The sequence below is a fragment of the Streptomyces sp. NPDC088730 genome (assembly GCF_044751215.1).
Classification (GTDB): Bacteria; Actinomycetota; Actinomycetes; order Streptomycetales; family Streptomycetaceae; genus Streptomyces.
Genome location: NZ_JBIVLK010000001.1, coordinates 705,930 through 730,933, shown reverse-complemented (window position 1 = coordinate 730,933; position 25,004 = coordinate 705,930). Strand labels below are relative to the sequence as shown.

Genomic DNA, 25,004 nt, shown 5'->3' with positions numbered 1-25,004 from the left:
ACCATCCTGACTAGACCAGGAGGCTCGGCCATGGCCGATCATTTCCCGCGCACCAGTGCGCCCGCAAGTCACCCGCCCGAGCGGCGTCTGATCGCCGTCGGCGTGATCCGCCGCCACGGCGGCCGCACCACCACGGTGCGAGCCACCGAGGCCGGCGTCACCGGGACCACCCGCCCCACCGGCGGTGCCCGATGACAGCCGACCTCGTCCTCAGCGACGACACCGTGCTCCTCCTCGGCCGCCTCGCCGACACCCTCGACGCCCGCCGGCCGACCGCCGAGATGCACAACGAGATCCGTCTCGCCCGCGCCCTCGTCCTCGCCGAGCAGATGCACCCCGACGACCCCGAGGCCGCGTTCGCTGCCGAGCAAGACCTGCTCGCCGCCGCACCCCACGTCCGCGCCGGCCAGACCCGCGGCGAATACGCCGCGCTCCTCCGGCTCATCGCACAGGGGGTGTCGCAGTGACGCCGCCCGCCGTCGCACAACGGCGCGCCCGAGTGCGCCAGCTGTCGCAACGCGGCGCCTCCCTCCGCGACATTGCCGCCGAGGTCGGTGTCTCAAAGGACACCGTCCGACGCGACATCCGCGCCACCGCGCCACCCGACGAGACACCCGTCGCACCCGTCGTTGAGACACCGGCGCAGCGGATGGCGCACCGCGTCGCACAGACCGAGACAGCCATGCGACAGCTGTATGACGCAGCCCAGGCCGTATCCGATGCGACACCGGCGCACACCATCACCGACGACGAGACAGCCCAGCGCTGGGTCGCGCAGCTGCGCGACACCGCGGCGCAGCTGTCGCGCGCCGCCGACGAGTTCGCCACGTACTACCCGGCAGCCGTCGCATGCGACACCGAGACAGGTGTCGCAACATGACCGACCGCCCGATCACCCCCACGCGCATCATCCCGGCCGGCGCCCCGCTCCCCGGCCGTCCGCCACTGCCCGGGGAACTGCCTCCTTGGTGGGAACAGCCCGCCGCAGCCCCCGCCCCGCCCCCGCCGCCCGTGCAGCCCCCGGCCGTGCCCGTCGCGCCGCCCGCGCCCGAGCCGCTCCCGCCACAGGTCCACGTTCACCTCGTCGCCCCGTACTACGAGGAAGTGGAACCCACCCGCCGGGAGCGCCTCTGGGCGTGGGTACGTGGCTTCGGCCGCCCGTGGCAGATCAGCGGCGCTCTGCTCCTGGCCGTGCTCCCCTTCCCCGGCACTGGGTACAGCGCCGCCACCACCTGGGCCTACGCCACCACCCTCACCCGGACCGAGTGGGGCACCCCGGCCGGGTACGCCCTCGCACTGGTCCCGCTCGTCTGGATCTGGGCCCGCACCCGCCGCCATGGCGGCACCCTCCTGCGCCTCTGGGCCATCGCCGTCACCCTCGGCGGCCTCCTCGGCGCGATCGACCCCTTCGACATCGTCACCGCGTACACCGGAGTCCACCGATGACCACCACCCAGACCGGCGCCACCCTCGCCGCCTGCGCCATCGCCATCACGATCATGGCCGTCTACCTGTGGAAATGGTGGAAGGGCGGCCGCGCGATCAAGGACTTGTTCGCCATGGTCCAGGGCTTCATCAACGGAGCCCTGGCCACAATCTGCGCGGGGGGCCTTGCCGGATGGCTCGCAGGATGCACCCGGCAGGTCGCTGGTGGCGTGGGCGGAAAGACCGTCACCGGCACAACAGGCGCCGACTCCGGTACTGCCATCGCCTCCGGATCACTGGGCCAACTCACCCCTGAGGGGGGTGTCGTCGTCGTGGTCCTCTTCGTGCTCCTGATCGTCTCCTACAAGACCGCGTCGAAGGACGACAAGGGCAGGCTCATCGGCTTCTGCATCGCGGGCGCAATCCTCTGCGTCACCGCTGGCGTCGCTGGGGCACTGGACGGCCTCCCCGCTCTCGTGAACAGCCTCGGCCTCTCCGGCAGCAACATGCTCGGGGGGAACGCCTGATGACCTCCACCGAGCCCACAGGCACCGCCGCACAGCGCCGTGCCCGCACTCTGATCGTCGGGCAGCGCATCCTCATCCGCCGCCTGGCCGAACGCGCCGCTGCGTGGGTCCGCGCCGGCCGCCGCGACGACCTCGACGGGATCGCCGCGATCCTCGGCTGCATCTTCCGCCTCATCCTCCTCGGCGCCGGGGCCTACGGGGTGTGGTGGCTGATCCGCCGCTGGCCCGCGCTGCTCTGGATCGCCGTGCCGCTCTGGTGCTGGGCCGCCATCCGGGCCCTCGGCACCGGGGGCGACGAGCAGGCCGTCGACGAGTCCCCACAGCCCGCGTCCCGCGACGCTGTGGTCCTGCTCCTCCACGAGGTCCTCGGGGACCGCGACGCCGTACACCTCTCCGAGGTCCTCACCCACCTCCAGTCCAAGGGCCAGGGGGAGGGGTGGAAGGTGGCCGACCTCAGGGCACGACTGGAGGCCCTCGGTATCCCCGTCGCCCCCAAGGTCAAGTCGGGCGGCAAGGGGCCGACGCGAGGCGTCCGCAGGGCCGACCTCCCGCCCCTCTCCCAGCCCGAAGAGACCGAGGCGTCTCCCGCCCCGTCTACCGCCGCTTGACCTGCGCGTCTACCACGCCGTCTACCGGCATCTACCCACCATCTCCCGGCGGATCTACCGCCGGTCTACCCCGGAGCGGCCGCATCACTGCCAGGCGACCGCGGCCGCCCCGGGCCCATCCCCATCACAGAGACAGGACCGCATCATGGCACTCGACCCGATCACCCTCGAAGAACTCCGACGCCGGAATGAGGAGTCGCAACAACGGAGGGACGCCGAGAAGAGCAAGTAGCGCCCGCTGCCGCAGCTACTCGGACCTGAGGCCCCTCCCGCGCTGAACACGGGAGGGGCCTCACCACGTCCACTACGGATGTAGTTGCACAACCGCCCGATCATGCCCCATGATGGGCGGCAGATCCGGCGTGCCCGGAAACAAACAGCCCGCCCGACGTGGCGGGCCTTCGCATTTCCTTCACACCACGGCGCCACGTGCCCGATGATGACCCCCTCATCACGCAACGTCCTGGGGGGACCATGCGCACCCACGCCGCCGCACTCGCTGCCAGCCTTCTCCTGCTCGGCCTCAGCGCCTGCACCACGCACGCCAGCTCCGCCGACAACAACGGAGATGGCGACGTCAAGACCATCGACGTGCCGAAGGCCACGCCGAAGGCAGCTAAGTACGAGCAGACCTGGCGCACGCCATACGACGCCACCACGTGCGGTGAGTTCCTCAACATGATGGATGACCATCAACGGTGGGTCACCGCTGCCGACATGCTCACGGGAGCACGGAAGGCTGACGGTGCCACCACCCTGCCGGCCGACTCCGAAGTGACCCGGTTTCAAGCGGACATGGCCACCGCGTGCGAGCCCGAGGCCACCGCCAAGACCACGGAGATCGGCGCGAGCATCTACCTGTTGGACTCCACCTACAGCCGTTGATCGACAGGGGGTCGCCCGTGGCCAGACGCCGAGCACTGACGGTATGCAGCGTGGACGGCTGCCCCCACCTCACTCCCGCCGGCCGCTGTCCCACCCACCGAGCCGAAGCCGAGCAACACCGCGGCACGGCACGACAGCGCGGGTACGGACTGCAGCACGAGCAACGGTTCCGGCCAGGTGTCCTGGCCCGCGACCCCATCTGTACCTGCCGCGGGTGCACCAGCTGCCTGTCTGGGGGCAACAGCACCAGCTCCACGGCCAGCCGCTGTACCCGCGCGAGCGTGCACGCCGACCACTGGCCGAACAGCCGGCGCGACCTCGTCGCCGCCGGCCTCGACCCGGACGACCCGCAGCACGGGCGCGGCCTCTGTCAGCCATGCCACAGCAGCGAGACCGCACGACACCAGCCAGGAGGGTGGAATCAGTGAGCAGCGCCGTCATCACCACCATCACCGCGGCCGACATTGAGCAGCACCGCGAGCAGCTGTGCCGGTGGGCCGAGGCCAACGGGCTCGATCCACAGGCCGTCGCCGCCGCCCCCGGGGTCACCATCGAGCGCAGCGGTAAGCGGCTCGTGATCGTCTGGCGGCAGTTCCAGCTCGACGACCAGGGCCACCGCATGGCCGATCCGGCCGATCCCACAGTGGCCTGGACCGTTCGCAAGGCCACCCCCCTGACCAGCCCCCTGGCCGACCACGGCTACCCGGCCGGCCAGTCCGAGACCGATCACCCCGGGTGACCAAACCCCGGGGGGTGCCCCCGATCGTGATCAGCCTGCGGACCGCCGGGGAGGTGGCTCGCTGTGAGTACGGGTCTGGGGGGCCTCAACCGGGCCCCGGATGTGACCCGTTGTGACTGGTGCCCGCGCCGCGATGGCCGGGCTGAACGTGCCGCGACGGTGCGAAGGAGGACCCCATGGCAGGTGTCGGACCCACACCCTCCCCGAACCGCCGGCGGAAGAACTCGGACCCGGTCGCGACGACCGTCTTGCCCGCCGACGGCTACACCGGCCCGTCCCCGGACTTCCCGGGCGGGCACGACTACGACGCCCGCACGCTCGGGTGGTACGAGACGTGGCGGGCCTCTCCGCAGGCGGCAACGTTCCTGGCCACAGACTGGCAGCGGCTGCACATGCTGGCCGAGCTGGTCGAGAAGTACTGGGCCGAACCCAGCAAGGAGCTGTTGTCCGAGATCCGGCTGAATGAAGCGTCGATCGGCGGGACGCCAGCGGACCGGATGCGGCTGCGCTGGTCCCTCGGACACCCGGAGGTCGGCAAGGGTTCGGAGCGGGCGGCCGAGCGGGCGGCGGCCCGGCAGGGGAAGGCTGACCCGCGCACGCGGCTCCGGGCGGTCGGTGACGAATGAGGACGCCGGGGCCGCGCCGTTCCCTCGGCTACGCCCTCGCGGACTGGATCGAGTACTACCTCCCGCACGGCCCTGGTGACGTCCAGGGCCAGGAGATCGAGCTGGACGAGGAGATGCTGACGTTCCTGGCCTGCGTCTACGCGATCGACGCCCGGGGGCGGCGCCGCTTCGATGAGGCGATGCTGTCCCGGGCGAAGGGCCGGGCCAAGTCCGAGGTCGCCGGGATGATCGTGGTGGCCGAGGCGCTGGCCCCGGTGCGCTTCGATCACTGGGCGGAGGCCGGGGAGGTCTCGGACTGGGGGTACGAGTACGAGGTCGGTGAGCCGGTAGGGCGCCCGGTCACGTACCCGTTCATCCGGTGCCTGGCCACCGAGGAGACGCAGGCAGGGAACACCTACGCCAACGTCACCTACATGCTGTCGCACAGCGAGCGCCTGGCCGAGGACTACCCGGGCGTCGACATCGGCAACGACTGGCAGTCCAGCACCCGCGTGTACCTGCCGGACGGCGGAGAGATCCGTCCCTCGACGGCCAGCTCGGCGGCGAAGGACGGCGGCAAGGAGTCGTTCTCCGTCGCGGACGAGACGCACCTGTACGTGCTGCCGGAGCTGCGGGACATGTACGAGACGGTGGAGCGGAACACGATGAAGCGGAAGGCCGCCGAGCCCTGGTTCCTCCAGACGTCGACCATGTACGCGATCGGTGAGGATTCGATCGCCGAGCGGACGCACCGCAACTTCAAGGCGAAGAAGGCCCCGCGCCTGTACTTCAACCACAAGGCCGCACCCAGCACGCTGCTGGAGGACGCGGCCTACGAGGACCCGGTGGCCCTCAAGGTCGGACTGATCCAGGCATACGGCCCGTTCGCGGCGCACATGGACCTGGACCGCATGGTCACCTTGGCGCACAAGCCGACGCAGGACAGGGCCAAATTCAGGAGGTACTTCCTCAACCTGCCCGTCTCCCTCTCGGAGACGTGGCTGTCGAAGCACCTGTGGGAACGGTGCGCACTGCCCCAGGAGGTCCAGCCCGGGGAGCGGATAACGGTCGGATTCGACGGGTCCGATCACGACGACTGCACGGCGATCACCGCGTGCAGGCTGTCCGACGGGTACGTCTTCACTCCGACGTTCCCGGACGGGCGTCCGATGATCTGGACGAAATGGGACGACGGCGATCCGGACAGCTGGCGCGTACCGCGTACCGAGGTGAAGGCTGGCATGTCCCACGTGTTCGCCACGTACAAGGTCGAGCGGGCCTACGCGGACCCGCCGGACTGGCGGGATGAGTGCGACGCCTGGATGGGTGAGTTCGGTGAGGAGACCTTCCTCGTCTTCGAGACGCGCGTTCCCACCCGTATGTGCCCGGCGCTGGACCGGCTGAAGACCTCGGTGCTAGCCGGGGAGCTCACCCACGACGGCCACCCGACGATGGCAGACCACATCGGCAACGCCAAGCCCGAGCGGCGCCCTTCGGGCATCGCCATCACGAAGCCGTCGCATGACCGGAAGATCGACAGCGCCGTCACGGCGGCCCTCGCCGTGGAGGCCCGCGCGGACGCCCTGAAGTTGGCTGCCGCCGCGGGCTCCAGTTCCTTCTCTGCCTACTGACCCAAGGGGGTGCCTATGCCTGTGACCGCGCAGGAAGCCCTCCGGATCACCAGGGTTCTTGAGTGCGAGCTGGACAAGCGCCAGGCCAAGATCAAGCTGTGGAACGACTTCTACGTCGGGAAGCACAACCTGGAGTGGGCGAGCGACCGGTTCCGGCAGGCGTTCGGCGGCCTGTTCGCCAACTTCTCCGACAACTGGTGCGAGGTCGTCTGCTCGGCCCCGGCTGAGCGCCTGGTGCCCGTCGGGTTCCGGTTCGGCACCGGAGACGACAAGGACCCGCCAGCCGCCGACAAGGACGCCCAGCGCATCTGGCAGGCCTCCAGCATGGACGCCTGGGCTCGGGTCGCACACACCGAGGCCATGGTGAAGTCAAGGGCGTTCGTGCTCGTGTGGGTGGAGGACCCGGAGGCGGTCGACGCCGAGCCCGAGATCACCGTCGAGGACGCTACCCAGTGCATCGTGGTCTACGAGCCCGGGAGCCGCCGGCGTCGCAAGGCCGCCCTGAAACGCTGGGACGGCGAGGACGGCTACACCTACGCGACGCTGTACCTGCCCGACGAGATCTGGAAGTGGCGCCGCTCCTCCAGTGTCTCTGGGCTGGTGCTGCCCGCGTCGCTGACGTCCGGGTGGCAGCCGCGAGGAGACGACCCGGATCAGATCCGGATCGATAACCCCCTCAAGCGGGTGCCGATGGTCGAACTCCGTAACCGGCCCCGCCTCATCGACGACCCGTCGCCCGAGCACATCAACGTCATGCCCCTCCAGGGCGCGGCGAACAAGCTCGTCATCGACATGTTGACCGCGTCTGAAGGAGGTGCGTTCCCGGCCCGCTGGGGTGCTGGGATTGACCTTCCGAAGGACCCGTTGACGGGGCAGGAGATCGACGACCCGGAGATGTGGCGGCTGTCGGTCAGCAAGATGCTCCGGGCCAGCAACCCGCAGGCGAAGTTCGGGAACTTCGAAGCTGCCGATCTGCGGAACTTCGTCGCCGGTATCACGATGATCACCGAGCACATCAGCGCGCTGTCCCGCACCCCGCCCACGTACTTCATGGGCAAGGTCGAAAACGTGGCCGCAGACGCGCTGACCGCGTCCGAGGCGGGCCTGACCTCGAAGTGTGGCGAGAAGACCACGTTCCTGGGTGAGGACTGGGAAGAGGTCATGCGGCTTGCGTTCCTCGTCAAGGGCGACAAGCGCGGCAACAACCCGCTGGCAGAGACGATCTGGCGCGACGTCGCTTACCGCACCGAGGCCCAGCACATCGACGCCGTGCTGAAGAAGAAGGCTCTGGGCGTGCCGTGGCGTCAGCTGATGGAGGACGCCGGATACACCCCGACGCAGATCGACCGCATGGAGAAAATGCTGGAAAGGGACGCCGAGCGCGCCGCCCGCGCGCTCGCGTTCGGCGGCATGGGCGGCGAGCCGCCCGAGGACATACCGGCCGATGTGCCGAAGGCTGATGAGGTGCCCGTCTGATGGCCGGGCCGACCCAGGCCGCCGCCGCGCGCGCCCGACGGCAGGAGCTGCTGGCTCTCCAGGCCGTCACGGCGGTCGATGAGCTGTGGCGGTACGTGAGCCCGCGGCGGATCACGGCGACGTGGCGAGTGGTCGCTGACCGGGTGCTGGCCGTGCTGGTCGCCGCCCAGGCCGCGGCGGCGCAGGGGGCCCAGGAGTACGTGGCCGCGTCCCTGGAGGAGCAGGGCGGCGGGTCCGACCCGGAGGGCCGGGTGAACCCGTCGGCGTTCGCCGGGTTCGCGGCGGACGGGCGGGCCCTGTCGTCGCTGCTGGACCTGCCGCGCATCACCGCGCTCACCGGAATCGCGTCGGGGATGCCGCCCGGGGTGGCGTTGCAGGCGGGCCGCTCGCAGCTGCTGCGGATCGCCTCCTCCGAGGTTGCGGACGCGGGCCGCTCGGCGTCCGGGGTGGCCATCGCCACGAACCGGCAGGCAACCGGGTACGTGCGGGTCATCGCCGGGGGCGCTTGCTCTCGGTGCGTGATCCTCGCCGGGCAGGTCTACGGGTCCGCCATCGCGTTCCGCCGGCACCCGCACTGCCACTGCGTGCACCAGCCGACCACCCGCGGCAGCCGGGCCCCGACCGTGACCCCGCGCTCCTACTTCAACAGCCTGTCGGCCGCCGATCAGGACCGCACGTTCGGTGCGGCCGGTGCGCGGGCGATCCGGGACGGCGGCGACATCTTCGCCATCGTCAACGCCCGACGCGGAACGTACACGGCGACCGCCTACGGGCGCCGGGTGCGGGCCACCTCGGAGGGCACCACCCGGCGCGGCTCCTTCTACCAGGCCGAGCGTCGGCGCGCGGTCGCGTCCGGTCAGGCCACCCGCGCGGACTTCCGGCTCCGCACGCCCCGGCTGCTGCCGGAGGAAATCTACGAGCTGGCCGAGGACCACGCCGAGGTCCTGTCGATGCTCCGACGCTTCGGCTACCTGCGATAACCCCCTCGGGCGGCGCGACGCCGCCCCTCACCCTGTTTGGAGAGCGCGATGCTCAACACCCGTGCCCGCACCCTGGCCGCCGCCCTCGACGGTGACGGCTGGGCCCACCCCTACACCAGCCCGTTCGTCCTGTACGCCGACGGCGGCGGGGGCGGCGCGGACGGCGCAGGCCGTACCGCCGACGACGGCGGGAACACCGACGACGGCGGGGACCGGGGCGACGACGGTGACGGAGACCAGGACGGCGACCGCGACGGCGACGACCAAGACGACGACACCGAAAAGGACCTGGGCGACAAGGGGAAGAAGGCGCTGCGGGAGCTGCGCCGGGAGAACCGCACCCTCAAGGCCCAGCTGCGCCAGCAGGGCAACCGTGACGCCGCAAAGAAGCCGGCCACGAAGGACGGCGACCAGGGCGACGGCGACCCGGAGGCGATCCGGGAGCGCGCCCGCGAGGAGGCCCGCGCCGAGGTGTGGGGCGAGCGGGTCGAGGCTGCGGCAGTCGCCGCGGCAGCTGGTCGGCTCGCGAACCCGCAGATGGCCGCGCGCCTGCTGGACCTCTCCGACATCGGAGAGACCGACAAGGGACGGCCCGACCGGGAGGCGATCAGCGATCTGATCGACGACCTCCTGGAGGACGAGCCCTACCTGGCCGCGCCCGCGACGGGCGACAAGGGCCGGCGGTTTCAGGGCGGTGCCGACGGCGGCGCCCGCAAGACCCCCAAGAAGACCGCGGCCAACCTCGGCGAGGCGGTCGCCACCGCACTTGCCGGGAAGACCGGCTGAACCCATCAGGAGTAGACCATGCCCGTCACGCTCGCTCAGGCGAAGCTGAACGCGACCGACGACATCGACGTCCAGGTCATCGACGAGTTCGCCAAGAACAACTTCCTTCTCTCCACTCTGACCTTCGACGATGTCGTCAACCAGGCGGGCGCGGGGGCCACTCTGACCTACGGGTACACCCGGCTGATCACGCAGGCGGACGCCGCCTTCCGTGCGATCAACTCCGAGTACACCGCGGCCGAGGTCACCAAGCAGCGCTACACCGTCGACCTCAAGCCGCTCGGCGGGTCTTTCCAGATCGACCGCGTGCTGAACCGGGTGGCCGCCGCGGCGGAGACCACGCTGCAGATGCAGCAGAAGATCAAGGCGACGAACGCGAAGTTCAACGACGCCGTGATCAACGGTGACACCGCGGTCGACGCGAACGGCTTCGACGGGCTCTCCAAGAGCCTCACGTCGTCCTCCACCGAGTACGGGTCGGCGATCTCCACCGACTGGCGCGGCGTCACCCTCGGGTCCGACTCGGGCAAGGCGAACGACGCCCTGGACGCCCTCGACGCCTGGCTGGCCATGCTGGACGGCACCCCGGACGCGATCCTCGGCAACATCGACGCCATCGCCCGCATCCGGTCCCTGGCCCGCCGCGCCGGCTACTACGACCGGGCCGCGTCCGCGTTCGGCCAGCAGATCGAGTCGTACCGGGGTATCGCCCTGGTCGACCTGGGGGCGAAGGCGGGCAGCAACAACCTCGTCATCCCCACCACCTCCAAGACGGTGGCGACCGTGGCGGGCAACTACACCGACATCTACGCGGTGCGGTTCGGCCTGGACGGGTTCCACGGCATCTCGATGGCCGGTGCCCCGCTCGTGCAGACGTGGCTGCCGGACTTCTCCACCGCCGGTGCGGTCAAGACGGGTGAGGTCGAGCTCGGCCCCGCAGCCGTCGTCCTCAAGGCGACGAAGAGCGCCGCCGTGTTCCGCAACATCCTCGTTCGCTGATCGGAGACCAGACGATGGCACGCATCACGACCCCGGTGCCCGGCTACAGCGGCCAGGGCCCCGGCAACATCATGTTCCAGGACGGTGTCGGCGAGTCCGACGACCCGGCGATCATCGCGTACTGCGAGGGCGCCGGGTACGGCATCGACGGCGAGCCCCCGAAGCGGGAGGTGCCCGAGCCGCCGGACCCGCGCGAGGTGACGACCACGGTGATCGGCACCCGGGTGCGGGACGCGGCGGTGGACCCGCGGCCGGGCGACTTCCGGCCGCCGGTGAACGCCGGGGAGGCCAACCCGCATGGGCCCGAGGTGTACGCCCCGGGCCTGCCCGGCGGCGGGCTCCAGCCCTCCGCACCGCCTCTCAGCTCCGACGAGGCACCCGATGTGCAGGAGGCCCCGGGGCGCCCTCCGCAGTCCGAGCCGGTCGCCGCGTGGCGGGAGTACGCCGCTGGCGTCGCCGCCAGCGACGAGGAGCGGGCCGAGGTCGAGAAGCTCACGAAGGCCGAGCTGATCAAGAAGTACGGGGGCTGACATGGCGCTGGGGCCGTTCGCGACTGTCGCTGACCTGCGGGCGCAGCTGGGGCGGGACCTCACCGCCGACGAACTGCTCCATGTCGACCGCCTGCTCGCGGGGGCCTCGCACCTCATCCGCATGACCGCCGGATACCAGCAGATCAGCCGCGTCGACAACGACACGGTGACCTTGCGCGGCTCCGGCACCGTGGTCCTGCGGCTCCCGCAGCGCCCCGTCCGGGACGTCACCGCCATTGCCGGGCTCACCGTCGCGGTGTGGCGGTGGGACGGCGGGGAGCTCCTCACTCGGGTCGACGGGTACTGCTGGGACGGGCCGGTCACCGTCACCTACTCACACGGCTTCGACACCGAGGACGTCGCCTACCAGGTGGCCGCCCTCATCGCGTGCGACGCGGTGAAACGGATCCTGATCAACCCAGAGATGATCCGGCAGCGCAGCATCGACGACTACTCCGAGACCCTTGCGGACGCCCGGGTATCCCTGATGCCCGGCGAGCAGGACACCATCCGCCAGGCGTTCGGCGTCCGGGACTGGGGGGTGGTCTAGTGCACGGCCTGGCCGCGTTCCTGATCCGGGGCCGGCAGGCCCACCAGGAGCTGATGGGAGAGAGCCTGCGCCTGTACCGGCAGGGCGAGGACGTCTTCGACCGGGACACCGGGGGCACGGCTCCGGGGCCGCAGACGACGCTGTACGGGCCTGGCCCGGGGCGGGTCAAGCCGGTGGCCCAGGCGACTGGTACCGAGGAGCAGGCCGGGGACCGGGAGGTGACGATGCGGGACTACGAAGTGGCCCTGCCCTGGTCCACCCCGCTCCCGCCCGACACCCGCGTCCTGCCGGGCGACCGGATCGAAGTGCTCGCCTCGGACGACGCCCGCATGGTGGGCCTGTTCCTGTACGTCAAAGCCGCCCAGTACGGCGGCACGGCCACGGCGTGGCGGATCAGTGCGGAGGACAGATCATGAGCAGGAACCCGTTCGACATGGGTGATGTGCGCCGTCTGCGGACGCATCTGTCGCGCGGGGTGCCGCGGACTCGGCGTGACGTGCGGTCGGTCGTGATACGGGGCGCCCTGAACATCAAGACGGAGTGGCGGGCCAACGCGCGGGCGTCATCGGGCAAGCACGCGCCGGCATATCCGAGCGCGGTCGGCTTCGACATCCACAGCTTCGGCCCGGACCAGGTGCTGGCCATCATCGGCCCGGACAAGGGTGCTCCGCAGGGGGCGCTCGGCAACCTGCTGGAGTACGGCTCGGTGAAGAACCCGCCGCACAACGACGGCGGCCGGGCCCTGGTCAACGAGACCCCGCGGTTCGAGGCGCAGATGGCGCTGCTTCTTGAGCGTGGGTTGACGTGGTGGTGACCCCGAGCGTTCTGCCCCATGTCGATGCTCTCCAGGCGGCACTGACCGGCGCCGGGCTGACTGTGTACATCGGCGGTACGCCCACCGGCAGCGGGTGGTCTCCACCGGGCCAGTTCGCCGTGCTCTACCCGGATCCTGGCACGGCCCGGAGGGCGTCACTCGCCGCGGACCGTACCGACTTCGTGCACCTGGTCCAGGTCACGTGTGTGGGCGCTTCCGTCGAGCGGGCGCTGTGGGTGGCCGACCGGGTCCGCCAGGCGCTCGACGGCCCGCTGACGGTGGTCGGGCGGAAGGCGTGGCAGCCGGAGGACCAGGGCGGGCCTCCGGTGCAGCGCGACGACGACGTCACCCCGCCCGTCTACTTCGTGCCGGTGCAGTACCTGATCCAGTCCATCCCCTCCTGATCGGAGACCCTCATGGCGACCCTCGCCACCCAGACTGTGGCCCTTGGCGGCCTCAACCCCACGTACTCGGCCGCTGCGGGCGGTGGCGACAAGGTGGAGTGCGGCGACCGGAACTTCCTCCACGTGAAGAACGGCGCGGCCAGCTCCATCACGGTGACGCTCACCTCGACCGCCACCGTGCGCGGCCAGGCCGCCGCCGACGTCACCGTGACCGTCCCAGGGTCCGGCGAGCGGATGATCGGCCCGCTCCCCGCCGACCTGCTCCAGAACTCGACGGACGGCCTGTGCGCCATCGGATACTCCTCGGCGACGACGGTCACGGTCGCCTCGCTCCGTATCTGACCTCAACCCACTCCGCTGCCCCGCGCCATCTGGCCGGGGCTTTCTTCATGCCCTGGAGGGCCTCATGGCTGACCTGATCAGCGACGGCAAGACCCGCGTGGTGTGGATGGCCACCTGCGCGAACATCAACGCCCCGACCGTGGCCGAGCTCAACGCGGGTGCGGACTACACCAAGCGGATCACCCCGGACGGGCTCAAGCTCGACCCGACCACGGCGGACGTCGACACGTCCTCGCTCGCCTCCACCTTCGACACCAAAACCGTGGGGCGGGTCGGCTTCGACGTCGAACTCACCTTCAAGCGGGGCGACAACCCGACGGACGATGCCCCGTACACCACCCTGAAGTACGGGGTGTCCGGGTTCCTGGCCGTGCGGCGCGGTATCGCCGTCACCACCGCATGGACGGCGGGCCAGAAGGCCGAGGTGTACCCGATCGCATGCGGCGAGCCCCAGAACAGCTCCCCGGCGGCGAACGAGGTCATGAAGTTCGTGTCCCCGATGCGGGTCACGGACGCCCCGGCGACGGCCGCGACGGTGGCCTGATGCCGGACATCAAGGCCCTGCTCGCCAAGGCCAAGCCGCGTGAACGAGCAGTCAAAATCATGCTCGACGGTGCTCTGGCCGGGGAGATCGAGCGCCTGGAAGGCGAGCTCCTCACGGTTTCGGAGGACTGGCAGCCCTCCGATTTGGCCGAGCAGCACCCCGGCCGGGAGATCGCCGCACAGATCGCCGCGCTTCGCGAGACGGCGCGCGAGTCCGAGGCCGAGTTCCGGTTCCGGTACATCGGCGACGAGGCGTACTCCTCGCTGCTGGCCGCGCACCCCTCGACGGAGAAGGAGCAGGCGTTCGACTCCGAGTCGTTCCCGCGGGCCCTGATCGCGGCTTCGTGCGTCGACCCGGTTATGACCGCGGACGACGCGAAGGCGCTGTTCAAGGTCATCAACCAGGGGCAGATCCAGACTCTGTTCGATGCGGCGTGGGACGTGCACAACTCGGCGTCGCTCGTCCCTTTCTCGTTGGCCGCCTCCGCTCTCCTGGCGGCGGCCGCTGGCGGCGAGAGGTAGAGACCGCACGGGTCTGGGGCGTTCCGCGCTCGGTCTTCCTCGGCCGGGTGGTGGCTGTTGGCGAGCCGCTGTTCACCGAGGAGGACCGGGCCTGGGCACTTGCCCTGGCCGAGGTCGAGGCGGACACCTGCCCGGACTGCGGACAGCCTTGGTCCGAGGCCACCGACCCGAAGAACGAATTCGAGTACAAGGCCCGGCTGATCATGTGCCACGCCTGCGCGACGTCGGCGAAGACCGTGCGCGCGCACCAGGACAACAAGGGCTCCTCCGACGGACTGCACGTCCACCTGGAGCACCGCACGAAGAGGGGGTGACGGCGTGGCCGTTCGTACCGTCACCGTCCGACTCAGGGCCGACATCAGCAACTACACCCGGGGTATGCGTCAGGCGTCCGACAACACGGCGCGCCTGGCTAACGGGGGCGCCGCTGTCGGCGCCGCTCTCCTCGCCGGGTTCGCGGTGGCCGCTGCCGCCGCCGCGAAGTTCGACAAGTCGCTGTCCAACGTCCGCGCGGTGACCGGCGCGTCGACCGCCGAAATGGGCAAGCTGCGGGCGGCCGCGCTCGAAGCGGGCAAGACCACCAGCTTCACCGCTACGGAGGCTGCGGACGCCGAGGCCGAGCTGGCGCGCGCCGGCGTGTCCACCGCGAACATCATCGGCGGCGCCCTGAAGGGTTCGCTCGCGCTGGCCGCGTCCGGGCAGGTCGACCTCTCCGAGGCGGCGACGCTCAGCGCCCAGGCGATGAACACGTTCGGGCTGTCGGGCAAGGACGTCGGCCACATCGCGGACCTCCTGGCCGCTGGCGCGAACAAGTCGGCGGCCGACGTGCACGGGCTCGGCACAGCACTGCGGCAGGGCGGTCTCCTCGCGCACCAGACGGGCCTGTCCATCGAGGACACCGTCGCCACCCTGTCGGCGTTCGCCGACCACGCCCTGATCGGCTCGGACGCCGGCACGTCGCTGAAGACCATGCTGCAGCGGCTCGTTCCGCAGTCCAAGGAAGCCGAAGCCGCCATGGCGAAGATCGGCTTCAGCGCCTACGACTCGTCCGGCAAGTTCGTCGGCCTGTCGCAGACGGCTCAGCGGATGAAGACCTCCTTCGGCCAGCTCACCCCCGAGGCCCGCAACTCGGCCATGGCGACGATCTTCGGTTCGGACGCCGTGCGTGGAGCGACGATCCTGTACGAGCTCGGCGCGAAGGGCATCGACTCCTACCGCCGCGCGGTCGACGACCAGGGCGCAGCCCAGCGCATGGCGTCGGTGCAGACGGACAACCTCATCGGCGACATGGAGCGTCTCAAGGGCGCCCTCGAAGTGGCCCTCATCGAGGGCGGCTCGTCGGCCAACGCGGCATTGCGCAGCCTGGCGCAGGGCATCGTCAGCGTCGTCAACGCCTACAACTCCTTGCCCGCCCCGGTGCAGCACGCAATCACCCTCTTCGCCGGAGTCGGGGGAGCCATCACTCTGGCCGGTGCCGGGATGCTGCTCCTGCTGCCGCGCATCGCCGCTACCCGGGCCGCGCTGGCGTCCATGGGTGTCACCGCGGCCCGCGCCCGGACGTCGATGATGGTGCTTGGCCAGGTCGGTGCGGTGGTGGCCGGGCTGGAGCTGGTCTCCTACGCGACGAAGAAGGTCCGCGACACGTTCAAGGACGCCCCGCCGTCGACCGCGAAGATGGCCGAATCCCTGGTCGACCTTGCGACGAAAGGCAAGAAGGCCGGCGAACTCACGAGAACTTTCGGGGAGGACCTCGACGGGTTCGGAGAGGCGGTGAAGCGCCTCGCCCACCCGACCGGTGCGGACCGGACCTCGGACGTCGTCAACGAGCTGTCGTTCAACCTCCTCGCGGGAGTTGGCGAGGTACACGTCGCTCTGCAGGACGCGACCGACCAGGTCAAGTCGATCGACGACGCCCTCGGGTCGCTCGTCTCCAGCGGGCATGCGGATGTTGCGGCGAAGGCGTTCGACGAGCTGTCCGCCAACGCTCTGTCTCAGGGCACGTCGGTCGAGAAGCTGAAGACGCTGTTGCCGCAGTACACCGACGCTCTGGCGAACACCAGCATCGAGCAGCAGCTCACCGGCACGTCGTCCAAGGGCCTCAAGGACGACCTCGCGATGACGAACGAGGAGCTGAAGAACCAGAAGTCCGCGGCCGAGGAACTCACCGACGCACTTAAGACCCTGAACGGGATCAACATCAGCACGGCTGAGCAGGAGATCTCATTCCGCAAGAGCCTGGCCGACCTGTCGGCCGCGGTGAAGGAGAACGGCCACTCGCTGGACGTCAACAGCGAGAAGGGCCGGGCGGTCAAGGGTGCGTTCCTCGACGCGGCGAAGGCCGCGATGGAGCACGCGCAGGCGGTGGCCGAGCAGAAGAACAGCGTGGAGGCCGGCAACGCGGTCCTGGCCAAGGATGTCGAGGCGCTCAAGGCGACGATGCACGCCGCCGGGTTCTCCAAGGACGCCATCAACAAGCTGACCTCGGCCTACGCCCAGCTGCCCGCCTCGGCCACGACGAAGATCAGCGCCGAGACGAAGAAGGCGACCAGCGATCTGCAGGCCGTGCAGAACAAGGTTCGCTCGACCAAGGGCAAGTCCTTCACCATGTCGGCGCTGACCAAGACCGCCGAGAAGGTGTTGAAGGACCTCGGCTACAAGGTCACCCACATGAAGGACGGAAAGGTGTCCGTCTCTGTCCCGACGGGTACGCCGATCTCCCAGGTCGGTGCGATCCAGCGCGCCATCAACAACATCCAGGGCAAGCCGGTCGGGATCGGCGTCTACCTCAAGGCCACCGGATCGGACACCGACGCCAACGGTGTTCCCGACATGATCCAGTCACGGCGCAACGGCGGCATCATCCGCCGGTACGCGGACGGTGGCGCGGTACTGCAGATGTACCCCTTCGGCGGGCCGATCTCCGGCCCCGGCACGGGGACGTCGGACAGCATCCCGGCCCTGGTCAGCAACGGCGAGTACATCGTCAAGGCCGACGCGGTGCGCAAGTACGGCGTCAACATGCTCGACCGGGTCAACGCCAAACGGTTCGCCTCCGGCGGCGGGGTCGGCCTCACGTACAGCCCGACAGGCTCTCCGGTGCTCGGCGGCGCAGGCGACCCGAAGGAGCGCTACGACACGCTCGTCGAGAAGCTGAGGGCTGCGTTCAAGGACCTCTCGACGGCGATGGCCGACGCGAAGAAGAAGACCGACGCCATGAAGGCGGCCGAGAAGAAGCAGACCGCGACCCGCAAGGACGGGACCCGCAAGATCACCGAGGCCGAGGACAATCTCAGCCGGGTACGGCGGGGCAAGCACACGCACGCGCAGCTGCTGGCCGCCGAGAAGAAGCTCACTGACGCCCGCCGCAATGCGGCCAAGGCCAACGACACGGCAGCCGACCGGACCAAGGCCGCGCAGAAGGCGAAGCGGTCGGCCGACTTGAAGGTCAAGACCGAGAAGCGCGATGTGTACGCGGCCGACAGTGCGCTGGGCCTGAAGAAGGGAGCGAAGGCGCCGACCACGTTCAACCTGGCCGCGTATCAGAAGCAGCTCAACAGCAGCCTGGCCGCGACTACGAAGTGGCGCACCAACCTGGCGAAGATCGGCAAGCGGGGCGGGCAGGACATCAAGGACCTGCTGGAGTCCATGGGCGAGGACGGCTACGCCCTGGTGAACTCGATGGCCGGGGCGTCCGAGAAACAGTTCAAGGACATCACCGCCAAGCTGCAGAAGTTGACCGGGACGACGAAGGCGACCCTGGCCGACTTCACGAAGCAGCTGAACGGTTCTACCAAGGAGTCCGCGCAGTTCGCGTCCGACCTCCAGGCCCTGGCCGCGCTCGGCTACGGCGATCTCGCCCAGGCCCTGGCCGCGCAAGGCGACAGCACCGCGATGGAGCTGGCGCACCAGGCTGCGACCGGCAAGAAGACCGACGTGGCCGCCGCTGACCTCGCCGTCACCCGGGCGGGCAAGCCGCTGGCCGGGGAGGACCTGGAGAGTGCCCTGCTGCTGCTGACGACACTGCGCGCGGCACCTGGGCGCGGCTACTCCGACCTCATCGCGGCTGGCCTGTCCGTGGACACCATCAAGACCCTGGTGCCCCGGATGCTCGACCAGATCAAGCAGCTCCCGGCCCAGTACCGGGACGCCTTCCTGACGCAGTTCACCGGCCAGACCGGCATCAAGACCATGGCCCGGGGCGGCATCCTCACCGGGCCCCAGATGGTCCTCGGCGGGGAGGCTGGCGTACCGGAGTCGTGGATCCCCCACGACGGTTCCGCCCGCTCCCGGTCCCTGCTGCAGGCGACCGCCCAACTGATGGGCTACGCCGCGGTCCCCGCTGGCCGCTACCGCTCGGCAGACACCTCGGCGTCTTCCGCCGACAGCCCGCACGGCAGGCCGGTGACGGTCAACCTGTACGGCGCTGCACAGTCGAGCGCCGAGCAGGCCCACGACATCGCCCGCCGCATTTCCTTCGTGGGTTGAAAGGAGCAACAGATGACGACCACGCCAGGCGCCGTCCTGGACAGTCTGCGGGCCACGCTCGGCTCGGTCGAGCTGGGCATGGTCAACCCGGACGGGGTAGCCCACTATCTCCAGACCCTGGACGGGTGGGACTCCCCGGAGTCCCGCAGCGAGTTCACCGACCGGGAGGCGGACCACGGCACCTACGCGTCACCGGTCTACCTGTCGTCCCGGCCGGTCACCCTCGCCGGCACACTGGTCGCCCCTTCCCGGGATGCGCTGGAAGCGGCGATGGAGTCGTTGCGCGAGGCGTCCTCGCTCACCGACACCACGCTGACGGTGAGCGAGTCCCAGCCGCGGCAGGCGCAGGTGCGGCGCTCCGGCAAGCCGCTCATGCAGTACGTCACCGACACCGTGGCCACGTACTCCGTGATGGTGACGGCGGCGGACCCGCGCCGGTACGGCACCACGTTGCACGAGGACACCACGTCCCTGCCGTCCACCAGCGGCGGACTCGTCTTCCCCGTCACCGTGCCGATCACCTTCTCCGGCACGGTCGTATCCGGGCAGATCACCGCCACCAACGTCGGGACCATGGACACCCGCCCCGTCCTCTCACTGACCGGGCCCGTGGTTCAGCCGATCGTCTCGGCGGCCTATGAGGACGGCTCGGTGCGGCAGCTGATCTACACGCAGGACCTCCAGGCCGGAGACGTCCTGGTCGTCGACACCGACTCGCACGCGGTCACCCTCAACGGCGCTGTGAGCAGGCGCCGGTTCATGACCGTGCCCTCCGGCTGGCCCACGATCCCGCCCCGCCAGACCGTCAGCTACCAGTTCCAGTCCAGCAACTACAACGCGACCGCCCAGCTCACCGCCTCGTGGCGGTCGGCGTGGCTGTGAGAAGGAGGACCCCGTGCCCGTAGACGTGTGGGCTATCGACGGCCTCACCCTGTCCGGCCTGGAGACCAGGCAGACCCAGGCCGCCACCGTGATGGCCGACGGCACCGCGCTCGGCTCCCGCTCCGGCGTCCGGCCCGGCGACCCCGGGCTGACCGTCACCCTGTCCGGCTCGACCATCACCGTCTCCGCCGGGGTCGCCACCGTCGCCTACTCGGCGCAGGGCGTCTACCGGGCGGCCTTCCCCACGGCAACCGCCGCTGGCACAGTGACTGCCGCGCACGCCTCCCTGACCCGCATCGACCTGGTGTATCTGCGGATCTGGGACAGCACGGTCGACGCATCCGGCCTCTACCGGGCGGACGTCGTGTACCTGGCCGGCACCCCGTCCAGCACACCCTCGGCGCCGACACCGGCCGGCACCGTGGTGTACATGCCGCTCGCCACGATCACCGTGCCGCCGTCCGGCGGCGGGTCCGCGTCGGTGTCCACCGCCGTCCGCCCCTACACCGTGGCCCCGGGTGGGATCCTGCCCGCGGCGGCCGCCCCGTCTAACCCCTACACCGGCCAGTACTACGACGACGGAACCGGGCTGCGCCGCTGGAACGGCAGTTCCTGGCGCACGGTTTCCCCGCTCACGCCTCAGGTCTCCGATCAGGTCGGCTTCCCCGCCTCGCCCGTGGTCGGGAACATCAACACCGATTTCACCTCGGGCGAGTGGCCGCCGCTCACGGTCGTCGTGCCTCCGTCCGGCATGGTGCGGATCACGATCGGGGCGGCGGTCAACAACACGAACGGCTCGACGTCCACGGCGTGGGCGGTCTGGCGTGCGTCGGGTGCACTCACCGAAGGCGCCAGCGAGAAGGTCGGGGTGAGCGCGGCGGGCTCGCGTACCTACGCCTCCCGCCAGGTGATCCGTAGCGGCCTCACGCCGGGCGCCTCCCTGACGATCACCCCCCAGTACAACCTGAGCTCAGCCGGGGCGATCGGCACGGTCACCCGCGTCTCCGGCGGGCAACTCATCGTGGAGCCGATGCCCGGATGAGCGCCGTCGAACTGGCGTGGTTCGGATGCGACATGCTGACCGGCGCCATCATCGAGGACCTGCCCTCACTCAAGCCCAACGGTGCGCTGTCCAGGAAGCTGGGCGACCAGACCACCACCCAGTTCACCCTCGACCTCGGCGGTGCGCCGGCCGAATGGGTGGTCGCCACCGACCCCGGCCGCACCCTGCTGGTCGCCGTCGACACGCTCACCGACATGCCGGTATGGGCCGGGGTCGTCCTGCCTCGCGAGGCAGGGAGTGCGAACACCGTGTCGCTCGGGGCCGCCACCCTGGAGCGCTACCTGGACTCCCGCTTCCCTGCCACGCACAGCTACTGGGGCGCGGACCAGGCGGACGTCCTGGCCGGGCTCCTCGCACCTGCCCTTACGAGCGGGCCGCCGTTCGTCATCGACAGCGTGGCGACCGGCGTCGCCATGAACTATTCGGCGGACGACGGGGACGACAAGACGATCCTGTCGTGCGCCCAGGAGGTCATGGCTCTGGAGGGCGGCCCCGAGTGGACCATCGAAGCCGCCTGGAACACCGGTCACTCCGGGTTCGTCTTCCCGATCCGGATCCGCTCCAAGATCGGTACACAGACCGACTGGCCCGAAGGGACTTTCGACTTCCCGGGCAGCGTCAGCGCGTACACGCTCACCGAGTCCTACGAGGCAGGCAAGGGCGCCACCCGCGTCTTCGCCCGCGGCGAGGGCGAAGGGTCCTCCCGGCTCACCTCCACCGCGCACGACGCCACCGCGCTCCTCGCCGCCGGGTGGCCGCTGTGGGAATACCGCTACACCCCCGCAACCGGAGTCACCGACCCCGACCAGCTCAACGCGCACGCAGCAGAATCGGTGGCCCTGATGGCGCAGGGGGCCACCGTGTGGTCGCTCGAAGCAGTCGCCTCACAGGCGCCGCGCCTCGGCCGGGACTGGGTGCTCGGCGACACGATCCGGGTCGCCGTCGACCGCTCGCCCCGGCACCCGACCGGCGCCGACGTGGTCGCGCGCTGCTGGTCGTGGGAGCTGGACCCCGCCGCGGACAAGGTCCGCCCGATCCTCGTGGAGGACAGCTGATGGGACGACAGCTCGACCAGCTGCCCACCGACGCAACCAGCCTCGCACGGAAAATTGCCCGGCTGGAGCGGGAGATGCGCGAACTGCGCGCTTCTCGCCGTCTGGCAGCCGCAACCGCAGGCCTCATCCAGACCGCTGCCTCGGGTGCGCGCATCGCCCTGGACGGCGACGGCCCCGCCCTGCTGATGTACTCCGACGACGGCACGGTGATCGCCCGCCTCGGGCCCGACGAGGAAGACGGCGGCGCCGGATTCTGGGTCCGCGGCAGCCAGGAACCATGGCCGCTGCTCGCCTACCTGTACGGCGGCGAGCTGCGGTGGCGGCCGGTCGACGACAACGCGGTTGCGGAGGGCGCCTCGGCGGTCTACGACACCGACTCCAACTCCTACGCCGACCTCATCCTGTCCTCGGGCCGTGTGTTCTCCGGCGACGTCCCCGCGCAGGTGGTACTCACCACCGATTCCGGCGGCGGACCACCTCACGCCGCCGTGCACGCGATCCTCCAGGCGGACAACTGGGCAATCGGGGGGGCAACGATTACGCCGACCGCGTCGAACACCCCAACCTCGGCGGGGATCAGCGGTCTCGGCCTCAAGGGCAACGCCTTCTTCGGGTTCGCCACTCCTTCGACCGCTTCGCCAGGCACTGCCGTGACCGGTGTCGGCATGACCGCGGTCACGGCGAACAGCGCCACGCTGTGGCTCACCCGCGCCGGAACCCCGGTGGCAACGACTGTGTATTGGATGGTGATCGGACTGTGAACGAATCCCTCGACGGACCGGGCTCGGTCGGCACCGGCCAGGACCCGCACGAGCCGCTGCCGGATCCCCCGGTGCTGACCTTCGTGCCGGCCATGTACTACGGGGCCACGGTTCGGGACGACAACCCGGGGTGCGTGAACTACGGAACGCTGTGGGACTACCCCGAGCTCTACTCGAACGGCGGCCGCCCGAACATCTCCTGCGGGCTGTGCGGACACGCGATGAGCATCATGTCCGCCACCCTGCTCGATCCCCAGCCGATCGTCCCCTGACCCACCCCATACCCACCGCCCCGTGCCGATCGGCCGGGGCTTTTCTCATGCCCTGGAGGGCGCCTCATGACCGGAACTGCGGCTGATGTCGCCCGCATCGCGACGGCTGAAGTCGGCTACCACGAAGGGAAGTCAGGTGGGCACTGGAACAACAAGACGAAGTACGCCCCCGCAGTGGCCGGGCTGGAGTGGGCGGACTGGCAGGCGTGGTGCGCGACGTTCGTGTCGTGGGTGGCCATGACCGCAGGGGCCGCCGCACTGTTCCCGCGGACAGCGAGTTGCGCGGCTGGTGTCGCGTGGTTCAAGGCCCGCGACCGGTGGTCGGAATACCCGGCGATCGGGAGTCAGGTGTTCTTCGGTCCTGGCGGCGGTTCCCACACGGGTCTCGTTGTGGGCTACGACGCGACCACGATCACCACGATCGAGGGCAACACGAACACGTCCGGCTCGGCCGAGGGTGACGGCGTGTACCGCAAGACGCGGCAGCGCCGTGCCGCCTACGTGTACGGCTACGGATACCCGGCCTACCCCGGCGGCATCAAGTCTGCCGACCCCAACTGGAAGAACCCGATCGAGGAGGACCCCATGGCGGGGATGACCAAGCAGGACGTTTTCGACGCGGTGTGGAAGACGGACGCCATCGCGGCCCCGGCTGGTGCTGCCGACATCAAGACCAACAAGAACTGGCAGCCGCAGAGCATTCTGCGCGATCTCCAGGGCCGCATCCGCTCCATGGACAAACGCCTCGCCGCGCAGACCGCGGCCATCACCGCCCTGGCGAAGCTCGCCGGCGGCGGGGCGGACACCAAGACCATCGTGGCCGCGGTGGAGAAGGCCATCAAGGACGCTGTGATCACCGTCGACATCAACGGCCAGGAGGCCTGACCATGGCTGCACCGATCGAGTCCAAGGTGACGGCTGCGACCGTCATGACGTTCGTCGTCGGCCTGGCCGTCGCCGTCCTCAACGCCGTTCAGGCGGACGCCTCACTCCTCGGCCCGCTCCCGTCGTGGCTGCAGGCCCCGCTCCTCGCGCTCGTTCCCCCCGCCCTCGCGTTCCTCGCCGGGTACCGGGCACGGCACACGCCGCGCGATGTCGCCGACCCGCTCGCCAAGGGCGTCTGACCTGCCCGACGAGCGCCACGTGGAGGACGCATGGACGCTGCTCTACTCACCGCGCTGGGTGCACTGCTGGCCTCGCCGGTAGTGGCGGCAGCGGCCATGTACGGTCACCGCGGCGCGAACCGGACGGCCCGGGAGGGCGGAGTCATCACCGGATACAACAGTCTGACCGACCAGCTGCAGGAGGAGCGCACCGACCTGCGCGCCGAGCTGGCCACTCTGCGCGCCGAGCTGGCGACAGAGCGGGTGGAGAACGCGCGGCTGCGGCTGCTCGTGACCCAGCTCGGAGGTGCTCCGTGACCCGGGCCGAACGGATCCTGTACCGGCGTCGCCGCGGCCTCTGGGTCGTCGCCGCGCTGCTCTTCCTCGGCGGCGGCCTGGCGATCGCTTTCCTTCAGATCGGGCACGCCGAGGCGCGTGCGTCCGAGCTGGCGACGGAGGCGGACCGGCGGGGTACCGCGGTCACCACGCTGGCGACGGATGTGCGGCGGCTGCGCGCGCAGGTCCAGGCGCGCGGCGGGACCCCGGCGGCCCCGGACCCGGGCGACGCGGTGGAGGATCTGCCGGCGCGGGCCGAGGTACCCGTGCCGATTCCGGGGCCGCCGGGGCCGCGCGGCGAGCAGGGCGCCCGCGGCGCCCGAGGCGCGAACGGTTCAGCGGGGACTCCGTCACCGGGCCCGTCCGGAGCGGCTGGCGCGGCTGGTCGCGCGGGAACGGACTCTTCAATTCCGGGGCCCGTTGGCCCCGCAGGTCCTGCGGGACCGGCGGGCGAGCAAGGGCCGGCCGGACAGCCCGGCGCTGCGGGGAAGGACGGCGCGGCCGGGAAGGACGGCGCCGCGGGTCGCGACGGACAGACCTGCCCGGCCGGGTACAGCCTCCAGCCGCCGCCGGGCGACCCGGATGCGCTGGTCTGCCGGCGCGACGGGGCTCCGGCAGTCCCGGACCCGACCACGTCCCCGGCCGCTTACGCGCTGCTCGACAGGCGCCGCCACTGAACCA

General features: G+C 70.4%; 33 protein-coding genes. All 33 read left to right on the top strand.

Annotated features, from left to right (window positions below; genetic code table 11):
• Nucleotides 1-30: 30 nt before the first annotated feature.
• The 33 genes from ACIP89_RS03230 (at nucleotide 31) to ACIP89_RS03070 (ending at nucleotide 25,000) form a co-directional block, all read left to right on the top strand.
• Entirely contained in the window at nucleotides 31-195 is a 165-nt protein-coding gene (locus tag ACIP89_RS03230) for a hypothetical protein (protein WP_402112678.1), read from the top strand.
• Nucleotides 192-467: a hypothetical protein gene (locus ACIP89_RS03225; RefSeq protein WP_402112677.1), complete on the top strand. Its 276-nt coding sequence runs from the start codon at nucleotides 192-194 to the stop codon at nucleotides 465-467. Before ACIP89_RS03230 ends, ACIP89_RS03225 begins: the two co-directional genes overlap by 4 nt.
• Nucleotides 464-880: a helix-turn-helix domain-containing protein gene (locus ACIP89_RS03220; protein WP_402112675.1), complete on the top strand. Its 417-nt coding sequence runs from the start codon at nucleotides 464-466 to the stop codon at nucleotides 878-880. Before ACIP89_RS03225 ends, ACIP89_RS03220 begins: the two co-directional genes overlap by 4 nt.
• Nucleotides 877-1,446 carry a hypothetical protein gene (locus ACIP89_RS03215; protein WP_402112672.1) on the top strand — a complete coding sequence of 190 codons (570 nt, stop codon included), beginning with the start codon at nucleotides 877-879 and terminating at the stop codon, nucleotides 1,444-1,446. The genes ACIP89_RS03220 and ACIP89_RS03215 overlap by 4 nt, the downstream gene beginning before the upstream one ends.
• The gene (locus ACIP89_RS03210) at nucleotides 1,443-1,952 is read left to right on the top strand and encodes a hypothetical protein (RefSeq protein WP_402112670.1); all 510 of its coding nucleotides are present in this window, start codon (nucleotides 1,443-1,445) and stop codon (nucleotides 1,950-1,952) included. The genes ACIP89_RS03215 and ACIP89_RS03210 overlap by 4 nt, the downstream gene beginning before the upstream one ends.
• Nucleotides 1,952-2,560: a hypothetical protein gene (locus ACIP89_RS03205; RefSeq protein WP_402112667.1), complete on the top strand. Its 609-nt coding sequence runs from the start codon at nucleotides 1,952-1,954 to the stop codon at nucleotides 2,558-2,560. Before ACIP89_RS03210 ends, ACIP89_RS03205 begins: the two co-directional genes overlap by 1 nt.
• 474 nt (nucleotides 2,561-3,034) lie before the next feature.
• The gene (locus ACIP89_RS03200; protein WP_402112665.1) at nucleotides 3,035-3,445 is read left to right on the top strand and encodes a hypothetical protein; all 411 of its coding nucleotides are present in this window, start codon (nucleotides 3,035-3,037) and stop codon (nucleotides 3,443-3,445) included.
• 424 nt (nucleotides 3,446-3,869) lie between these two features.
• The gene (locus tag ACIP89_RS03195; protein WP_402112664.1) at nucleotides 3,870-4,184 is read left to right on the top strand and encodes a hypothetical protein; all 315 of its coding nucleotides are present in this window, start codon (nucleotides 3,870-3,872) and stop codon (nucleotides 4,182-4,184) included.
• 176 nt (nucleotides 4,185-4,360) lie between these two features.
• Nucleotides 4,361-4,810 (top strand): hypothetical protein, encoded by a 450-nt coding sequence (locus ACIP89_RS03190; protein WP_401929776.1) that lies wholly within the window; start codon nucleotides 4,361-4,363, stop codon nucleotides 4,808-4,810.
• Nucleotides 4,807-6,420 (top strand): terminase TerL endonuclease subunit, encoded by a 1,614-nt coding sequence (locus ACIP89_RS03185; protein WP_401929774.1) that lies wholly within the window; start codon nucleotides 4,807-4,809, stop codon nucleotides 6,418-6,420. Before ACIP89_RS03190 ends, ACIP89_RS03185 begins: the two co-directional genes overlap by 4 nt.
• A 15-nt stretch (nucleotides 6,421-6,435) precedes the next feature.
• A complete protein-coding gene (locus ACIP89_RS03180) occupies nucleotides 6,436-7,896 on the top strand; it encodes a phage portal protein (protein ID WP_401929772.1) in 1,461 nt (486 codons plus the stop codon).
• Entirely contained in the window at nucleotides 7,896-8,876 is a 981-nt protein-coding gene (locus tag ACIP89_RS03175) for a hypothetical protein (RefSeq protein WP_401929770.1), read from the top strand. The genes ACIP89_RS03180 and ACIP89_RS03175 overlap by 1 nt, the downstream gene beginning before the upstream one ends.
• Before the next feature lie 48 nt (nucleotides 8,877-8,924).
• Nucleotides 8,925-9,662: a hypothetical protein gene (locus ACIP89_RS03170; RefSeq protein ID WP_402112663.1), complete on the top strand. Its 738-nt coding sequence runs from the start codon at nucleotides 8,925-8,927 to the stop codon at nucleotides 9,660-9,662.
• 18 nt (nucleotides 9,663-9,680) lie between these two features.
• A complete protein-coding gene (locus ACIP89_RS03165) occupies nucleotides 9,681-10,661 on the top strand; it encodes a major capsid protein (RefSeq protein WP_401929766.1) in 981 nt (326 codons plus the stop codon).
• Nucleotides 10,662-10,675: 14 nt separating this feature from the next.
• Nucleotides 10,676-11,191 (top strand): hypothetical protein, encoded by a 516-nt coding sequence (locus ACIP89_RS03160; protein ID WP_401929764.1) that lies wholly within the window; start codon nucleotides 10,676-10,678, stop codon nucleotides 11,189-11,191.
• A 1-nt stretch (nucleotide 11,192) separates the two neighbouring features.
• On the top strand, nucleotides 11,193-11,741 hold the full coding sequence (locus ACIP89_RS03155; protein ID WP_401929762.1) for a hypothetical protein: 549 nt from the start codon (nucleotides 11,193-11,195) through the stop codon (nucleotides 11,739-11,741).
• Nucleotides 11,741-12,157, top strand: a complete 417-nt coding sequence (locus tag ACIP89_RS03150) for a DUF6093 family protein (protein ID WP_401929760.1) — start codon at nucleotides 11,741-11,743, stop codon at nucleotides 12,155-12,157. The genes ACIP89_RS03155 and ACIP89_RS03150 overlap by 1 nt, the downstream gene beginning before the upstream one ends.
• A complete protein-coding gene (locus ACIP89_RS03145) occupies nucleotides 12,154-12,555 on the top strand; it encodes a hypothetical protein (RefSeq protein ID WP_401929758.1) in 402 nt (133 codons plus the stop codon). Before ACIP89_RS03150 ends, ACIP89_RS03145 begins: the two co-directional genes overlap by 4 nt.
• Complete coding sequence (locus tag ACIP89_RS03140; RefSeq protein WP_402112661.1) at nucleotides 12,552-12,959, top strand: hypothetical protein; 408 nt, start codon at nucleotides 12,552-12,554, stop codon at nucleotides 12,957-12,959. Before ACIP89_RS03145 ends, ACIP89_RS03140 begins: the two co-directional genes overlap by 4 nt.
• A gap of 12 nt (nucleotides 12,960-12,971) precedes the next feature.
• Nucleotides 12,972-13,301, top strand: a complete 330-nt coding sequence (locus tag ACIP89_RS03135; RefSeq protein WP_401929754.1) for a hypothetical protein — start codon at nucleotides 12,972-12,974, stop codon at nucleotides 13,299-13,301.
• Between the two features lie 64 nt (nucleotides 13,302-13,365).
• Nucleotides 13,366-13,845: a hypothetical protein gene (locus ACIP89_RS03130; protein ID WP_401929752.1), complete on the top strand. Its 480-nt coding sequence runs from the start codon at nucleotides 13,366-13,368 to the stop codon at nucleotides 13,843-13,845.
• Nucleotides 13,845-14,366 carry a hypothetical protein gene (locus ACIP89_RS03125; RefSeq protein ID WP_402112659.1) on the top strand — a complete coding sequence of 174 codons (522 nt, stop codon included), beginning with the start codon at nucleotides 13,845-13,847 and terminating at the stop codon, nucleotides 14,364-14,366. The genes ACIP89_RS03130 and ACIP89_RS03125 overlap by 1 nt, the downstream gene beginning before the upstream one ends.
• Before the next feature lie 47 nt (nucleotides 14,367-14,413).
• On the top strand, nucleotides 14,414-14,680 hold the full coding sequence (locus tag ACIP89_RS03120) for a hypothetical protein (RefSeq protein ID WP_402112658.1): 267 nt from the start codon (nucleotides 14,414-14,416) through the stop codon (nucleotides 14,678-14,680).
• 4 nt (nucleotides 14,681-14,684) lie between these two features.
• Nucleotides 14,685-18,851, top strand: a complete 4,167-nt coding sequence (locus tag ACIP89_RS03115; RefSeq protein WP_402112656.1) for a phage tail tape measure protein — start codon at nucleotides 14,685-14,687, stop codon at nucleotides 18,849-18,851.
• Between the two features lie 12 nt (nucleotides 18,852-18,863).
• A complete protein-coding gene (locus ACIP89_RS03110; RefSeq protein WP_401929744.1) occupies nucleotides 18,864-19,733 on the top strand; it encodes a phage distal tail protein in 870 nt (289 codons plus the stop codon).
• Nucleotides 19,734-19,746: 13 nt separating this feature from the next.
• On the top strand, nucleotides 19,747-20,775 hold the full coding sequence (locus tag ACIP89_RS03105; RefSeq protein ID WP_402112654.1) for a hypothetical protein: 1,029 nt from the start codon (nucleotides 19,747-19,749) through the stop codon (nucleotides 20,773-20,775).
• Nucleotides 20,772-21,851: a hypothetical protein gene (locus ACIP89_RS03100; RefSeq protein WP_402112653.1), complete on the top strand. Its 1,080-nt coding sequence runs from the start codon at nucleotides 20,772-20,774 to the stop codon at nucleotides 21,849-21,851. Before ACIP89_RS03105 ends, ACIP89_RS03100 begins: the two co-directional genes overlap by 4 nt.
• Nucleotides 21,851-22,612, top strand: coding sequence for a hypothetical protein (locus ACIP89_RS03095; RefSeq protein ID WP_402112651.1), 762 nt, complete (start codon nucleotides 21,851-21,853; stop codon nucleotides 22,610-22,612). The genes ACIP89_RS03100 and ACIP89_RS03095 overlap by 1 nt, the downstream gene beginning before the upstream one ends.
• Nucleotides 22,609-22,884 carry a hypothetical protein gene (locus ACIP89_RS03090; protein WP_402112649.1) on the top strand — a complete coding sequence of 92 codons (276 nt, stop codon included), beginning with the start codon at nucleotides 22,609-22,611 and terminating at the stop codon, nucleotides 22,882-22,884. Before ACIP89_RS03095 ends, ACIP89_RS03090 begins: the two co-directional genes overlap by 4 nt.
• 66 nt (nucleotides 22,885-22,950) lie before the next feature.
• A complete protein-coding gene (locus tag ACIP89_RS03085) occupies nucleotides 22,951-23,769 on the top strand; it encodes a CHAP domain-containing protein (RefSeq protein ID WP_402112647.1) in 819 nt (272 codons plus the stop codon).
• A gap of 2 nt (nucleotides 23,770-23,771) precedes the next feature.
• Nucleotides 23,772-24,008 carry a holin gene (locus ACIP89_RS03080; RefSeq protein ID WP_402112646.1) on the top strand — a complete coding sequence of 79 codons (237 nt, stop codon included), beginning with the start codon at nucleotides 23,772-23,774 and terminating at the stop codon, nucleotides 24,006-24,008.
• Between the two features lie 30 nt (nucleotides 24,009-24,038).
• Entirely contained in the window at nucleotides 24,039-24,305 is a 267-nt protein-coding gene (locus ACIP89_RS03075) for a hypothetical protein (protein WP_401929729.1), read from the top strand.
• On the top strand, nucleotides 24,302-25,000 hold the full coding sequence (locus tag ACIP89_RS03070) for a collagen-like protein (RefSeq protein WP_402112644.1): 699 nt from the start codon (nucleotides 24,302-24,304) through the stop codon (nucleotides 24,998-25,000). Before ACIP89_RS03075 ends, ACIP89_RS03070 begins: the two co-directional genes overlap by 4 nt.
• Nucleotides 25,001-25,004 lie beyond the last annotated feature (4 nt).